The sequence below is a fragment of the Nocardia iowensis genome, from assembly GCF_019222765.1.
Classification (GTDB): Bacteria; Actinomycetota; Actinomycetes; order Mycobacteriales; family Mycobacteriaceae; genus Nocardia; species Nocardia iowensis.
On the sequence record NZ_CP078145.1, the window covers coordinates 6,369,030 to 6,382,186 of the forward strand.

13 protein-coding genes and 1 tRNA gene are annotated in these 13,157 nt (G+C 67.5%); 7 read left to right on the plus strand and 7 right to left on the minus strand.

Annotation, left to right across the window (positions count from 1 at the left end; translation table 11 throughout):
- Nucleotides 1–76 precede the first annotated feature (76 nt).
- Entirely contained in the window at nt 77–964 is an 888-nt protein-coding gene (locus KV110_RS29370; protein ID WP_218470453.1) for a PaaX family transcriptional regulator C-terminal domain-containing protein, read from the plus strand.
- Here the strand turns inward: KV110_RS29370 and KV110_RS29375 are convergent.
- Nucleotides 937–1,386: a hypothetical protein gene (locus KV110_RS29375; protein WP_218470454.1), complete on the minus strand. Its 450-nt coding sequence runs from the start codon at nt 1,384–1,386 to the stop codon at nt 937–939. The genes KV110_RS29370 and KV110_RS29375 overlap by 28 nt on opposite strands.
- A 55-nt stretch (nt 1,387–1,441) precedes the next feature.
- Here KV110_RS29375 and KV110_RS29380 point away from each other — a divergent pair, with 55 nt between their 5' ends.
- The 3 genes from KV110_RS29380 to KV110_RS29390 all read left to right on the plus strand — a co-directional run bounded on the left by KV110_RS29380 (nt 1,442) and on the right by KV110_RS29390 (nt 4,603).
- Complete coding sequence (locus tag KV110_RS29380) at nt 1,442–2,632, plus strand: saccharopine dehydrogenase family protein (protein ID WP_218470455.1); 1,191 nt, start codon at nt 1,442–1,444, stop codon at nt 2,630–2,632.
- A gap of 62 nt (nt 2,633–2,694) precedes the next feature.
- Nucleotides 2,695–3,630: an FAD-dependent oxidoreductase gene (locus KV110_RS29385; protein ID WP_218470456.1), complete on the plus strand. Its 936-nt coding sequence runs from the start codon at nt 2,695–2,697 to the stop codon at nt 3,628–3,630.
- 70 nt (nt 3,631–3,700) lie between these two features.
- Nucleotides 3,701–4,603 (plus strand): transglutaminase-like domain-containing protein, encoded by a 903-nt coding sequence (locus KV110_RS29390; RefSeq protein ID WP_218470457.1) that lies wholly within the window; start codon nt 3,701–3,703, stop codon nt 4,601–4,603.
- A gap of 40 nt (nt 4,604–4,643) precedes the next feature.
- On the opposite strand, the gene KV110_RS29395 is transcribed toward KV110_RS29390, so the two are convergent.
- Both KV110_RS29395 and KV110_RS29400 read right to left on the minus strand, forming a co-directional pair.
- Nucleotides 4,644–4,715, minus strand: a tRNA-Gly gene (locus KV110_RS29395).
- 73 nt (nt 4,716–4,788) lie between these two features.
- The gene (locus KV110_RS29400; protein WP_218470458.1) at nt 4,789–6,009 is read right to left on the minus strand and encodes an MFS transporter; all 1,221 of its coding nucleotides are present in this window, start codon (nt 6,007–6,009) and stop codon (nt 4,789–4,791) included.
- A 93-nt stretch (nt 6,010–6,102) separates the two neighbouring features.
- Between KV110_RS29400 and KV110_RS29405 the strand changes: the two genes are divergently transcribed.
- The 3 genes from KV110_RS29405 to KV110_RS29415 all read left to right on the plus strand — a co-directional run bounded on the left by KV110_RS29405 (nt 6,103) and on the right by KV110_RS29415 (nt 7,294).
- Nucleotides 6,103–6,432, plus strand: a complete 330-nt coding sequence (locus KV110_RS29405; RefSeq protein ID WP_218470459.1) for an ArsR/SmtB family transcription factor — start codon at nt 6,103–6,105, stop codon at nt 6,430–6,432.
- A gap of 126 nt (nt 6,433–6,558) precedes the next feature.
- The gene (locus KV110_RS42120) at nt 6,559–6,732 is read left to right on the plus strand and encodes a HAMP domain-containing protein (RefSeq protein WP_393538282.1); all 174 of its coding nucleotides are present in this window, start codon (nt 6,559–6,561) and stop codon (nt 6,730–6,732) included.
- On the plus strand, nt 6,683–7,294 hold the full coding sequence (locus tag KV110_RS29415; RefSeq protein ID WP_218470461.1) for an adenylate/guanylate cyclase domain-containing protein: 612 nt from the start codon (nt 6,683–6,685) through the stop codon (nt 7,292–7,294). Before KV110_RS42120 ends, KV110_RS29415 begins: the two co-directional genes overlap by 50 nt.
- 6 nt (nt 7,295–7,300) lie before the next feature.
- On the opposite strand, the gene KV110_RS29420 is transcribed toward KV110_RS29415, so the two are convergent.
- The 4 genes from KV110_RS29420 to KV110_RS29435 all read right to left on the minus strand — a co-directional run bounded on the left by KV110_RS29420 (nt 7,301) and on the right by KV110_RS29435 (nt 12,960).
- On the minus strand, nt 7,301–8,596 hold the full coding sequence (locus KV110_RS29420; protein ID WP_218470462.1) for a M16 family metallopeptidase: 1,296 nt from the start codon (nt 8,594–8,596) through the stop codon (nt 7,301–7,303).
- A gap of 86 nt (nt 8,597–8,682) precedes the next feature.
- On the minus strand, nt 8,683–10,974 hold the full coding sequence (locus tag KV110_RS29425; RefSeq protein WP_218470463.1) for a polyribonucleotide nucleotidyltransferase: 2,292 nt from the start codon (nt 10,972–10,974) through the stop codon (nt 8,683–8,685).
- 587 nt (nt 10,975–11,561) lie between these two features.
- The gene (gene rpsO, locus KV110_RS29430) at nt 11,562–11,831 is read right to left on the minus strand and encodes a 30S ribosomal protein S15 (RefSeq protein ID WP_014986888.1); all 270 of its coding nucleotides are present in this window, start codon (nt 11,829–11,831) and stop codon (nt 11,562–11,564) included.
- Between the two features lie 157 nt (nt 11,832–11,988).
- The gene (locus tag KV110_RS29435; protein ID WP_218470464.1) at nt 11,989–12,960 is read right to left on the minus strand and encodes a bifunctional riboflavin kinase/FAD synthetase; all 972 of its coding nucleotides are present in this window, start codon (nt 12,958–12,960) and stop codon (nt 11,989–11,991) included.
- Between the last annotated feature and the right edge of the window lie 197 nt (nt 12,961–13,157).

Genomic DNA, 13,157 nt, shown 5'->3' on the forward strand with positions numbered 1-13,157 from the left:
GCGCCTCCGATCGTTCGTTCTGAAAACCATCGTTTGTATGCTGAGCGCATCAGCACCGACCGGACCGAGAGGGTGAATGGTGGAAAACCACAACGTCGAGGTGACGACCCGGACCCTCGTGGAGAGCATGGTCCGCGAGGACGCCACCATCGATGCCGCTGAGCTGTATACGGTCGCGAACGCACTCGGCATGACCGATCAGCAAGTCCGGCTGTGCATCCGCCGCCTGGTCGGCGACGGTCGATTCACCCAGCAGGGACGCGGCCGCAAGGCGATCCTGCACGCCACGGCGGACACGGCGAGCGCGCTTGCACCCGATGTGGAGTTCGTGCGCTACATGTTCGCCCAGGATCGCGGCGAGGCCGAGTGGGACGACCGCTGGCACCTGGTCGCGTTCGCGATTCCGGAGTCCGCTCGCCCGGCCCGAGATGCCATGCGCGACGGCATCGTTCGGCTCGGCGGAGCGCCGATCCAGGGCGGGCTCTATGTCAGCGCGAACGCCTGGGAACCCCAACTGGCGGTGCTCGCCGCCGAACTCGACGTCGCCGACCACGTCACCACCTGCACCACCGCCGACCTGCGGGTCGGGCACATCGAGTCGCCGCGCCGGATCGCCGCCCGGCTGTGGCCGCTGGACGAGATCGCCGCACGCCATCGTCGACTTCTCGACTTCGCGCGGCGCACGCTGCGGCGGTTGCGCGCCGCCGAGCTCACCGACACCGAGCTGCTGACCGTCACCATCGAGCTGGCTGCGGAGTTCACCAGCGCGATGGAGCCCGATCCCCTGCTGCCGCCGCAGCTGCTGCCGCAACCATGGGCCGGGACCAAGGCTCGCGGTGTGGTCGCCGAATGCTGGTCGCTGCTGCTCGCGGCCGAGACGCCCAGCCCGCCCCGGCTGTTTCGCAGCTACGCCGAGGTGGTCCGTGAGGTGACGGGTCATGCCGGGCCCCTGCGTGTTTCGTAGACGGCGACGGCTGCCGAGATAGCAAGCGCGAGCGCGGCAGCGGCTGCCGTGAGCACGGTTGTGGCAAACCAGAACCCGGTCCACGTCGGCGGGACCGGTGTCAGTACGACTGCGAGCGCCAGGTAGATCACCACACCCCTGCGCAGGCGTCGCTCGCAGCGAATCTGGTGCCGCAGAGCTTTCGGGCCGGGCCATGCCCGGAGACCGATCACCACTCGCCAGGTGTGCAGCGTCATGCCCAGCATCGTGAGCAGTAATCCCAAGCCGAGCAGCTGAATCCAGTCCGGGAGCCCGACTTCCGACCCGCTCATGGGCAGCGCGATTGCCGCGAACGCGATCCCGGCCGTCGCTTCGATCAGCACGAGCCGCCGCACCGGCCCGAGAGGTGTTCCGTGCAGGAACCTTGGCTTCGTATCGTTCATGTTACCGTCGATCGTATATGAAACGAACGATATTGCGCAGCCGGAGGAGATCGGGATGAAGGTGCTGGCACTGGGTGGATCGGGCGCGATGGGGAGGGTTGCCGTCCGGACCGCGGCGGCACTGCCCGGCGTGCGGGAGATCGTGGTGGCCGATCGCGACCTCGCGGCGGCGCAATCCACTGCTCGTGCGCTGTCCGGTTTCGGTGCCGAGCTGCGTGCAAACCGGGTCGACGTGACCGAACGAGCGGCCCTCTGCGGCGCACTCGCGGACGCCGATGTCGTCCTCAATACCGTTGGCCCGTATTACCGTTTCGGGCTGACGGTGCTGCGGGCAGCGATCGAGACCGGGACGCACTATCTCGACATCTGTGACGACTGGGAACCGACGATGCGGATGCTCGAATACGACGCCGAGGCGCGGGCCGCCGGTGTCTGCGCGATCATCGGGATCGGGGCGAGTCCTGGGGTCAGCAATCTGCTCGCGGCCCGTGCGGCGCGTGAGCTCGACACGGTCGAGGACGTCTACACCGCGTGGCCCGTCGATGTGCCCGGTGCCGGGAATTCGGACAATGCCGGACTCACGGACTCGTCCGGCTTGCCCACCGCCGCGGTGGTGCATTGGATGCAGCAGGTCAGCGGCACCGTCGCCGTGGTCCGCTGCGGGCAGCTGGTACAGGAACCGCCGCTTCGGCCGGTGCCGTTGTCGCTGCCCGGCGGGCGGGCCGGAACTGCTTACACGGTCGGTCATCCCGAACCGGTCACCTTGCATCGGACGCTGCGACCGTCGGGGCGTGCGGCGAATCTGATGGTCGTGACGCCCGGCACCGCCGCCTTCCTGGACGTTCTGCGCACCGACATCGACAGCGGCGCCCTCACCAACGAATCCGCCGCCGCGGAAGTGGCCGCGCCGACGCTGCGCCGGGGGCTGCGCTCGATGGCACGTTCCTGGCGCTTCGCCGGGCCGGGAAATCTGCCGCTGTTCTTCGCGGTCGCGAACGGCAGCAAGGACGGTGCACCGCGGTCGGTCCTCGCGCACTTCGGCTCAGCCGGGTCCTTGCTCGATGATATGGCGGTGGCGACCGGAATTCCGTTGGCGCTCGGCCTTTCTCAGCTCATCGATGATGTCGCGGTGCGGCCGGGTGTGCATCCGCCCGACGCGATTCTCGATATTGATCGCTTCTTCGCCGACCTCGGCAGGTATGCCGGTGGCGTCATCATCGAGCAGGGTGCGGCGGTCCGTCGATGAGGGGTTCGCCTCCGTTCCTTCTTTCCTAGCCGGGGCGTTCATTCGTGAGTACGGTCGCGATCATGGCGAATGACGTTTTGGTGCTCGGGGCGGGCGTGATCGGATTGACCACCGCGGTCTGCCTGGCGGAGGACGGCCATCGGGTCCGGGTGTGGGCCGAGCTGCCGCCCGAGCGGACAACGTCGGCTGTCGCGAGTGGGCTCTGGGGACCCGGTTACACGCCGCGCGATTTGGCGTGGAGTCGCGTCACGTTCAGCGAGTTCTCCCGGCTGGCCGACGATCCGGAGTCCGGCATACATTTCGAACGCGGACTTCAGGTGTCGAATTTCTCGTCCGAACCGCCGCCCTGGATCGACGACCTGCTCGATGTGGAAATGGTCGCCCCCGATAAACTGCCCGACGGCATGCTGGTCGGCCTGTGGAGCACGGCCCCACTCATCGATCTGCCGCGCTACCTGCGATATCTGACCGGTCGCCTGGCCGCGAACGGCATCGAAATCGAACAGCGGACGGTGCGAAGTTTGGACGAGGCCGCGGCGGCCGCGCCCGTCGTGGTGAACTGCACCGGCGTGGCGGCAGGCAAACTCGCCTCCGACGACGGCGTGCAACCCGTGCGCGGACAGCACGTCATCGTCCGCAACCCCGGCATCAGCCATTTCTACGTCGAAGCCGTCCCCCAACCCGAATTCGCGGGCTTCTTCCCGCACGGCGACCGCCTGATCCTCGCCGGGGTCCGCCAACCAGGCCAATGGAGCCTGACCCCCGACCCCGAAGTAGCCACCCAAATCCTGCGCCGCTGCATAGCCGTCGAACCCAAACTCGCCGACGCCGAAGTAATCGGCCACGAGGTAGGCCTGCGCCCCGGCCGCACCCAAGCCCGCCTCGACGAACACCCCCTCGGCCCCACCAGAATCATCCACAACTACGGCCACGACGGCCTAGGCGTCAGCCTCTCCTGGGGCAGCGCCCGCGAGGTCGCCCGAATACTCGCCGACTGATCGTTGAGTCTCACACAGTGTCAGGCCGTAGACGTGGGTGGTCACCATTTCGACCGGAGGGGCCACGTCTATGCGCACAACCGAACTCGACATCACCTTCTACGCGACACAGAGCAGATTCAGCGATCCCGGGACGCTGGCGGACTGGGCCGGTGCGGTCGATCCTGATGCGGCGGTACTCCGGGCGGTTGCCTCCGGGCTGGTATTCCACTTCCGGGGTATGGGGGATCACGGCTTCCCGCCGGAGCGGCGCGCGGAGATCGACTTGCGTTATGCCGAGGACATCTTCGCGCGATTGTATGAATTGAATCCGGCACCGGTCCGCACCGAACGCGCACCGATCGAGCGGGTGGTCGGGTGCTGCCGGGATTTCACTCTGTTGCTCGTCGCCATGGCCCGCGGGCATGGCATTCCAGCGCGGAGCCGGACGGGATTCGCCACCTACTTGGTGCCGGGCTGGGCGGTGGACCACACAATCGCCGAGGTGTGGGACGCCGAGCAGCGGCGGTGGCGGCTGATGGATCCGCAGTTCGCGCCTGGCTACCTGGATCCGACCGACGGTGCGGAGCTGGACGTGCTCGACGTCCCCAGCGATCGGTTTCTCGTGGCTGCCGATGCTTGGGCTGCTTGCCGGGGCGGCGCGGACCCTGAGCGGTTCGTCGTCTCACCCGATCAACCCGCGCCGTTCTTGCGCGGCTGGCCGTACCTGATGCACAACCTCGTCTTGGACCTCGCCGCACTGAATAAGTACGAAATGATCCTCTGGGATCTGTGGGGTCCGTTAAACACGACGGCGCGGGTCGACTCGCGGACGATGGCGGAGATGGATGCGCTGAGTGCGCTGCTTCGCGATTCGAGAATCGGAATCGACTGCATCCGTGGGGCTTTTGAGGACAGAAGGTTGCGGGTGCCTTCGGTGATTCGAACCGTGACGCCGTTTGACGGAGTGCCGAGGCAGGTTGTTTTGCGGTGAAATGGGAAACCCCGGCCGATTGGGGGCCGGGGTTTCGGGGAGCGGATGACGGGATTTGAACCCGCGACCCTCACCTTGGCAAGGTGATGCGCTACCACTGCGCTACATCCGCGTTCGCATCTCGGGGGTTCCGGGATGCGAAGAGAGACTTTAGCTGATTGGCGGCGGGAAATGCCAATCCGTGATCATGCGGGCTGTTCGACCGGGGTGCGGCCGCGGCGCAGGCCGAGGCCGGCGGCGGCCAGGCAGGCCGCGGCGACGACTACGACGAACCAGGGGAACACGGTGCTCAGGCCCCAGGTGGTGGCGGCCCAACCGGCGAGGATGGTGGGCAGCGCCATGGCCGAGTAGGCGAGCAGGTAGTAGGCCGACATGGTCTCGCCCCGCTTGTGTTGCGGCACAACCTCGGACAGGTGGCGCAGCGATCCGCCGAAGCCGAGCCCGAAGGTGGCGCCGAGCAGCACACCGGCCAGCAGCACGACGACCCAGTTGCCGGTGTGCAGCGCGGGCACCGTGAGCAGCAGCGCCACGGCCATGCCGGTGTCGCCGCCGATGGCCGCGCGGCGGGCCGGAATCCGGGTGGCGAACAGCTGCGTGGTGGCACCGGCCAGTGCGGTCGACGCGACCACCGCGCCGCCGAAAACCAGGTTGTGGATGCCGGTTTCGGCCGATGCCAGCGACGGGTACAGCGAAAGCAGCACGCCGAGCACCGACCAGGCCGCCATCACGCCCAGCGCGGAGAACCAGAAGTCGCCGCGAATCTCCGGCGGCACAGCCGGTTTCGCGATCCTGATCCGGCCCGCGATGCGCCCGGTGTGCGGTTCCTCCAACGCGATGACGCCGATGCCGATGAGCAGGCATACGACGGTGATGACGACATACGGCGTGCGCAGCGGATGCGGCGCGTATTGCGCGAGCAGCGCCGAGCCCAGAATCGCCACGGCCATACCGACATTGAACGCAACCCCGCTGAGCTGCCCGGACCGCGCGCCGTGCTTGGGACGCAGATCCAACAGGGCCGCCGCACCGGCGACCACCGTCGCACCGACCGCGAAACCGTGCAACGCGCGCGCCACCAACAGCATCGCGACGTTATCGGCCAGCAGGAACACCACCAGCCCGGCGATCATCGTCACGAACGCACCGAGCAGGACAGGCTTGCGGCCCACCACATCCGAGATCTTGCCCGACACCAGCACCGCACCCAACGCCGCGAACGCGTACACCGCGAACACGAAGGTCGTCGTCAACGGCGAGAAATGCCATTCCTGCTGATACATGCCATACAGCGGGGCGGGCGCCCCGGACACCCCGAGGGCCACTCCGCTCGCTGCCAACACCAACCCGTAGGCCCAGCGTTGTGAGGTCTGCTCGTCAGCGGCGGGCACCGCTGTCGTCGCTGCCATCGAAACTCCGATCAGGTAAGTTTGATAATGATCGAACCGCGTCCGACACTACAGCTGGTATGACGATCATCAAACCCCGGAGTGAGGTAGATCATGACCGAAGCTAAGGAGGCGGCGGCCGACGCCCCGCCGGTGGCCCCCTTGTCCACCGTGCTCGGCGCACTACAGGACCCCATTCGCCTGGAGATGGTGCGCCGCCTGAGCAACGCGGGCACGGCGGTCCGGTGCAACCTGCTCTACGACGTGATCAACAAATCGACCGCCACGCACCACTTCAAGATCCTGCGCGAGGCCGGCGTCATCGAGCGGGTGATCGTCGACGGCCAGATCTGGCAGCGCCTGCGCACCCAGGACCTCGAAACCTCGCTCCCCGGTGTGGTGTCCGCTGTCGTCGAAGCCGCCAACCGAGCGCATCGGGACTGATCGCGGGGACGAGCTGGTCGGCATCAACTGCCGAAGAACTCGCCTGGCTTCCGCCCGCCGTCGCCACTCGACAGCCGCGTTTGCGCACGTCGGACGGGGTAATCTGCGTCGGTAGCGGCCGAACGGATCGGCCGCGGCGAACTGACCGTCCGGGTGCCGATCGTGTCGGTCGATGAAGTCGGCGTGCTCGCGCACGCGTTCAACACCATGGCCGACGGACGGACTGCAGGAGCGCGAACGAATCCGCGCCGTGTTCGGCACCTACCTGGATCCCGCTGTCGCCGAACATGTGCTGCGTGAAGGTCCGTCACTGGCAGGTGCGGAAGTCGAGGTCACGGCCTTGTTCCTGGATGTCCGCGGCTTCACCGGCTATGCCGAACGACATCCGGCGCGCGAGGTGGTCGCCGCGCTCAACACCCTGTTCGAGCTGGTCGTGCGCGGGCACGACGGGCACGTGGACAAGTTCGTCGGCGACGGGCTGCTCGCCGTCTTCGGTGCACCGCAGGCCGATATCCAGCACGCCGACCACGCACGGGCGGCGGCACTCGACATCGAGACGGTCCGGAAGCAGACACCGGGGCAGCAACTCGACATCGGGATCGGCTTGAACTCCGGCACCGTCATCGCCGGAAACATCGGCGGCGCAGGGCGATTCGACTACAGCGTGATCGGCGACGCGATCAACGTCGCCGCCCGCGTCGAAGCGGCGACCCGGCACACCGGCGACACCATCCTGCTCAGCGAGCAGACTCGACGGCTACTGCGCACGGACCACAGCCTGATCGCCCGGCCGGACATCACCCTGAAAGGCAAGTCCGCACCGGTGACGCTGTACGCGCCCGATCAACCCGCCGTGCGCTGACCGTTGTCAGTCCGCGACCAGCCGACGCACCGCGGCCGGTAATTCGCGAGTCCGCTTGTACGGCCCGGCAATCGATGCCGCGAACGGTCGACCCAGCAAGGTGCTCGCGATCGCGGACACCTCCTCGGTGGTGACCGCGTCGATGCGGGCCAAGGTCTCCGACACACTCCGATGGTTGCCGTAGCTGAGCTCACTGCGGCCGATCCGGTTCATCCTCGACGCGGAATCTTCCAGGCCGAGCACGAGACCGCCGCGCAGCGAACCCTTGGCCCGGGCGCATTCGGCATCCGTAATACCGTTGGCGGCAACCTCTTCGAGCACACCACGGGCCAACGCGGCGACCTTGCCGAGGTTTTCGGGCTGGCAGCCGATATACACCGAGAACGCACCGGTATCGGCGAAGGTGTCCACGCTGGAGTACACCGAGTAAGCCAGCCCACGTTCTTCCCGAATCCGTTGGAACAGACGGGAACTCAGCCCACCGCCCACCACGGTGTTGAGCACCGAGAGCGGCCAGCGCCGCTCCCCCTCGTGCCGTCCGAACGCGCGCACGCCGAAAGCCAGATGTGCCTGCTCACTGTCGCGGTGGCTCCAGTGCAGTTCGGGCTCACTGGCCGGTCGAAACCGGCCCTCGCGACGCTTGGCCGGCGTTGCCGCGGGATCGAGCCGATTCTCGAACGCGCGGTGCACCAGCTCCACCGTGTGATCGTGTTCGACATTGCCCGCGACAGCGACGACCATCCGGTCCGGCCGATAGCGCCGCAGATGGAAACCGCGCAGCTGCCCGGCGTGCATCGACTCGATGGATTCGATGGAACCGATCACCGGCCGCCCGATCGGATGATCACCGAACAGGGCGGACAGGAACGCGTCGCCGACCAGATCTTCCGGGTCATCGTCGCGCATGGCGATCTCTTCGAGCACCACCTGCCGTTCCACGTCGACATCCTCCGCGCGGCACAGCCCGTTGAGCACCACGTCGGAGACCATGTCCACGGCCAGCGGCAGGTCCTCGTCGAGCACGTGCGCGTAGTAGCAGGTCTGCTCCTTCGCGGTGAACGCGTTGAGCTCGCCGCCGACGGCGTCCATCGCCTGCGCGATGTCCAGCGCCGTTCGGGTCGGCGTCGCCTTGAACAGCAGATGTTCGAGAAAGTGAGCCGCACCGGCGACGGTTGGCCCTTCGTCACGCGAGCCGACCCCCACCCAGACACCGATCGACGCCGAGCGCACACCGGGCACATGCTCGGTCACCACACGCAGTCCGCCGGGTAGCACGGTGCGCTGTACGCCTGGATCGTTCATGGTGTTCCGCAGCTCCAGTGACGAACCCCCCTGCTCGCGCCGGAGCAGGGGGGTTGTCGTCTTCTTCGTCGTCACAAAGACAAGTACTACTCGGTCGCCGCCGAGCCCGCATCAACAGTGTCGGCTTCCGGGGCGTTGCTTGCCTCTTCCGCGTTGTCGTCCTCGACGGGGACCAGCGAGATCTTGCCGCGGTTGTCGATATCGGCGATCTCGACGCGCAGCTTGTCGCCGACGTTCACCACGTCCTCGACCTTGGCGACGCGCTTGCCGTTGCCCAGCTTGGAGATGTGCACCAGGCCGTCGCGGCCGGGCAGCAGCGAGACGAACGCGCCGAAGGCAGTGGTCTTGACGACCGTGCCGAGGAAGCGCTCGCCGACCTTCGGCAGCTGCGGGTTGGCGATGGCGTTGATCTGATCGATCGCCGCCTGCGCCGCCGGGCCGTTGGTCGCACCGACGTAGACCGTGCCGTCATCCTCGATGGAGATGTTGGCGCCGGTCTCCTCGGTGATCTGGTTGATCACCTTGCCCTTGGGCCCGATCACCTCGCCGATCTTGTCGACCGGGATCTTGATCGCGGTGACGCGCGGCGCGTACTGGCTCATCTCGTCCGGGGTGTCGATGGCCTCGGCCATGACCTCCAGGATGGCGGTGCGGGCGTCGTGCGCCTGGCTCAGCGCACCGGCCAGTACCTGCGAGGGGATGCCGTCCAGCTTGGTGTCGAGCTGCAGCGCGGTGACGAACTCGCGGGTGCCCGCGACCTTGAAGTCCATGTCGCCGAAGGCATCTTCGGCGCCGAGGATGTCGGTCAGTGCGACGTAGCGCACCTCGTCCTCACCCTTGTCGTTCGTGATGGTGTCGGACACCAGGCCCATCGCGATACCGGCGACGGGGGCCTTCAGCGGCACACCGGCGTTCAGCAGCGACAGGGTCGAGGCGCAGACCGAACCCATCGAGGTGGAACCGTTGGAGGACAACGCCTCCGACACCTGACGGATGGCGTACGGGAACTCTTCCTGGCTCGGCAGCACCGGCATCAGCGCCCGCTCGGCCAGCGCACCGTGGCCGATCTCGCGACGCTTCGGCGAACCGACGCGGCCGGTCTCACCGGTCGAGTACGGCGGGAAGTTGTAGTGGTGCATGTAGCGCTTGCTGGTCTCCGGGCCGAGCGAGTCGACCTGCTGGGCCATCTTCACCATGTCGAGGGTGGTGACGCCGAGAATCTGCGTCTCGCCACGCTCGAACAGCGCGGAACCATGGGCCCGCGGCACCACGGCGACCTCGGCGGACAGCGCGCGGATGTCGGCGAGGCCACGGCCGTCGATGCGGAAGCCGTCGGTCAGGATGCGCTGGCGCACCAGCTTCTTGGTGACCGAGCGGAAGGCGGCGCCCAGTTCCTTCTCGCGACCGGCGAAGTCGTCGCCGAGCCGGGACAGCACGTCGAGCTTGATCTCGTCGATCTTCGCTTCGCGCTCCTGCTTGTCGGCGATCGACAGCGCCTCGCCCAGCTCACGCTTGGCGGTGCCCTCTACGGCCTCGTAGACATCGGCCTCGTACGGCGGGAACAGCGGGAACTCACCGGTCGGCTTGGCAGCCAGCTCGGCCAGATCCGCCTGCGCCTTGCAGAGGCGGGCGATGAACGGCTTGGCGGCCTCGAGGCCCTCGGCCACGATGGCCTCGGTCGGCGCCTGCGCGCCACCCTCGATCAGCGCGATGACCTTGTCGGTGGCCTCGGCCTCGACCATCATGATCGCGACGTCACCGGACTCGACCACGCGGCCCGCGACGACCATGTCGAACACGGCGCCCTCGAGTTGCTCCACGGTCGGGAACGCGACCCACTGGCCGTCGATCAGCGCGACGCGCACGCCGCCGACGGGGCCGGAGAACGGCAGACCGGCGATCTGGGTGGACGCGGACGCGGCGTTGATCGCCACGACGTCGTACAGGTCGTTCGGGTCCAGGCTCATGATCGTGACGACGACCTGGATCTCGTTGCGCAGGCCGTCGACGAACGACGGGCGCAGCGGACGGTCGATCAGGCGGCAGGTCAGGATCGCGTCGGTGGAGGGACGGCCCTCGCGACGGAAGAACGAGCCGGGGATGCGGCCCGCGGCGTACATGCGCTCTTCGACGTCGACCGTCAGCGGGAAGAAGTCGAACTGGTCTTTCGGGTGCTTGCCGGCGGTGGTGGCGGACAGCAGCATGGTCTCGTCGTCCAGGTAGGCGACGACCGAGCCCGCGGCCTGACGGGCCAGCCGGCCGGTCTCGAAGCGGACGGTGCGGGTGCCGTAGCTGCCGTTGTCGATCAGCGCGACGGATTCGAACACGCCGGGCTCGACCTCTACAGCCGAGGACTTGCGTTCAGTTGTTTCGGACATTCTCTTCTCTCAACCTCTCGTCTTCGCCGGATCAAGCGCCGGTCGGCGCGATCCGACTCTCGTCAGCCATACCGGGTACGGACGCGCGGCAACCATCCTGGTTGCGGCACGTACACCCGGCCGGATCCCCTTGGACCACGGCGACGCGGAGGCGGTCATCGATCGAAGCCCGCCGGCGGTATATCCCCTGCCGGGAGGCCACTACCGAAGACCGACGCCACGCAGGCGGGTGCATACGGCTGTGCAATGTTGTCGTGCACCAGGGACCGCTCGAACACGAGCAGTCGCCCCTATACACAAAGAGCCAACGGGGAGATTGTACGTCTCCCCGTTGGCTGTACTCCGAGGGCCTCGGGCAAACAGGCTGTCGGGTTGATTCGAGTCCAACCCGACCACCACGCGCGAGGCTTGCGAGCGCCCTTCGCGGCCCGTCTCGCGGCCGAGTGGCCGAAGTGCATGCGCCGCAGGCGCGAGTCTCGGCCGCTCGGACGCGAGGCCCACCCGTCGCCCGCCCACCGCCCCTCATGGAATCGCGGCGCGATGCTGACATTCCGGGCCGCGAACACGCCGCGGCCACGCGGCCAAAATTACCGGCGCAGGCCCAGGCGCTCGATGAGCGAACGGTAGCGCTGGATGTCGTTGGCGGCCAGGTACTTCGAGAGCCGACGACGACGACCGATCAGCGCGAGCAGGCCGTGCCGGGTGTGGTGATCGTGCTTGTGCACCTTCAGGTGCTCGGTGAGGTCGGAGATACGCTTGGACAGCAGCGCGATCTGGGCCTCCGGCGAGCCGGTGTCCTTCTCGTGCAGGCCGTATTCCTTGAGAATTGCCGACTTCTGCTCGGTGGTCAGTGCCATGGGGCATCCACTCCTATTTCAGTCCCGCGCTCGAATTTCCGGTTACCCGGGTCGGGTGCCACCGCGGACCGCAGCAAACCCGAGGATCTACCTTACCGGACCGGGCGTGCCGAACCGAATCGCGGTCAGCTGGGCCGGTCAGCCGACGATTCCGGAGCTACCGGTCGTCGGCGGCGGCGAGGACCTTGCGGGCGTTCTCCACGTCACGACCCATCGTTTCGATGAGCTCGTCGACCGAGTCGAACTTGCGCTGGCCACGCACGTGGTCGACGAAATCGACCGCGACGTGCTGGCCGTAGAGGTCGGCCTCACCGTCGAGCACATACGCCTCAACGGTGCGGGCACGGCCGGAGAAGGTCGGGTTGGTGCCGACCGAGATGGCGGCCATCGCGCGCTCGCCCGGTGTGACGGTGCCGATGGTCGGGCCGGGACCGAGCACGGTGAACCAGCCCGCGTACACACCGTCGGCCGGGATCGCGGCGTGCATCGGCGGTGCGACGTTCGCGGTCGGGAAGCCGAGCTGGCGGCCGCGTCCGTCGCCGTGCACGACCACGCCCTCGACCCGATGCGGACGGCCGAGCGCTTCGGCGGCGGCCGCCATGTCGCCCGCGTCGACGCAGGCGCGAATGTAGGTGGAGGAGAAGGTGACCGCGTGCTCACCGAGCAGCGTCACGCCGTCGACCTCGAAGCCGAAGCGCCGACCGAGCTCGCGCATGGTGTCGATGGTGCCCGCGGCCTTCTTGCCGAAGGTGAAGTTGTCGCCGATCACCACTTCGGCCACATGCAACCGCTCGACGAGCAGGTCGTGCACGTAGCGGGCGGGGGTCAGCTTCATGAAAGTTCGGTTGAACGGCATGACGCAGAACACGTCGACGCCCAGTTCCTCGGCCAGTTCCGCCCGCCGGGTCAGCGTGGTCAGTTGCGCCGGATGCGAACCAGGTCGGACCACCTCCATGGGGTGCGGATCGAAGGTCATCAGTACCGCCGGGACTCCGCGCGCGGCGGCCGATTTCACGGCACGGCTGATCAGCTGCGCGTGGCCGCGGTGCACGCCGTCGAACACACCGATCGTGAGTACACACCGGCCCCAGTCCGCGGGCACATCGTCAAGGCCTCTCCATCGCTGCACAGTCCGCAGCTTATATCGCGCAGTCGAACGGAGCCCGACCGAAGCCTGCGCGGGCCGCGGCGATGCCGCCGATGTCACACCACGCTAGGCGGAGTCGTGTACGGGCGGTGAATCCCCGGTTCTCCCGTGCGGCGAGCTGTGTCAATCGGGTGGCATGTGCTTAAGCTCGGGTATGTGCCCGGTAAACGTGATATCGC

Excerpts from the sequence above, each read along its gene's own strand:
- rpsO (WP_014986888.1), bottom strand. The coding sequence starts at position 11,831 with ATGGCACTGACCACCGAGCAGAAGTCGGCAATTCTCAAGGAATACGGC.
- KV110_RS29420 (WP_218470462.1), bottom strand. The coding sequence starts at position 8,596 with ATGAACGATCCAGGCGTACAGCGCACCGTGCTACCCGGCGGACTGCGT.
- KV110_RS29385 (WP_218470456.1), top strand. The coding sequence starts at position 2,695 with ATGGCGAATGACGTTTTGGTGCTCGGGGCGGGCGTGATCGGATTGACC.
- KV110_RS29400 (WP_218470458.1), bottom strand. The coding sequence starts at position 6,009 with ATGGCAGCGACGACAGCGGTGCCCGCCGCTGACGAGCAGACCTCACAA.
- KV110_RS29425 (WP_218470463.1), bottom strand. The coding sequence starts at position 10,974 with ATGTCCGAAACAACTGAACGCAAGTCCTCGGCTGTAGAGGTCGAGCCC.
- KV110_RS29375 (WP_218470454.1), bottom strand. The coding sequence starts at position 1,386 with ATGAACGATACGAAGCCAAGGTTCCTGCACGGAACACCTCTCGGGCCG.
- KV110_RS29405 (WP_218470459.1), top strand. The coding sequence starts at position 6,103 with ATGACCGAAGCTAAGGAGGCGGCGGCCGACGCCCCGCCGGTGGCCCCC.
- KV110_RS29390 (WP_218470457.1), top strand. The coding sequence starts at position 3,701 with ATGCGCACAACCGAACTCGACATCACCTTCTACGCGACACAGAGCAGA.
- KV110_RS29370 (WP_218470453.1), top strand. The coding sequence starts at position 77 with ATGGTGGAAAACCACAACGTCGAGGTGACGACCCGGACCCTCGTGGAG.
- KV110_RS29380 (WP_218470455.1), top strand. The coding sequence starts at position 1,442 with ATGAAGGTGCTGGCACTGGGTGGATCGGGCGCGATGGGGAGGGTTGCC.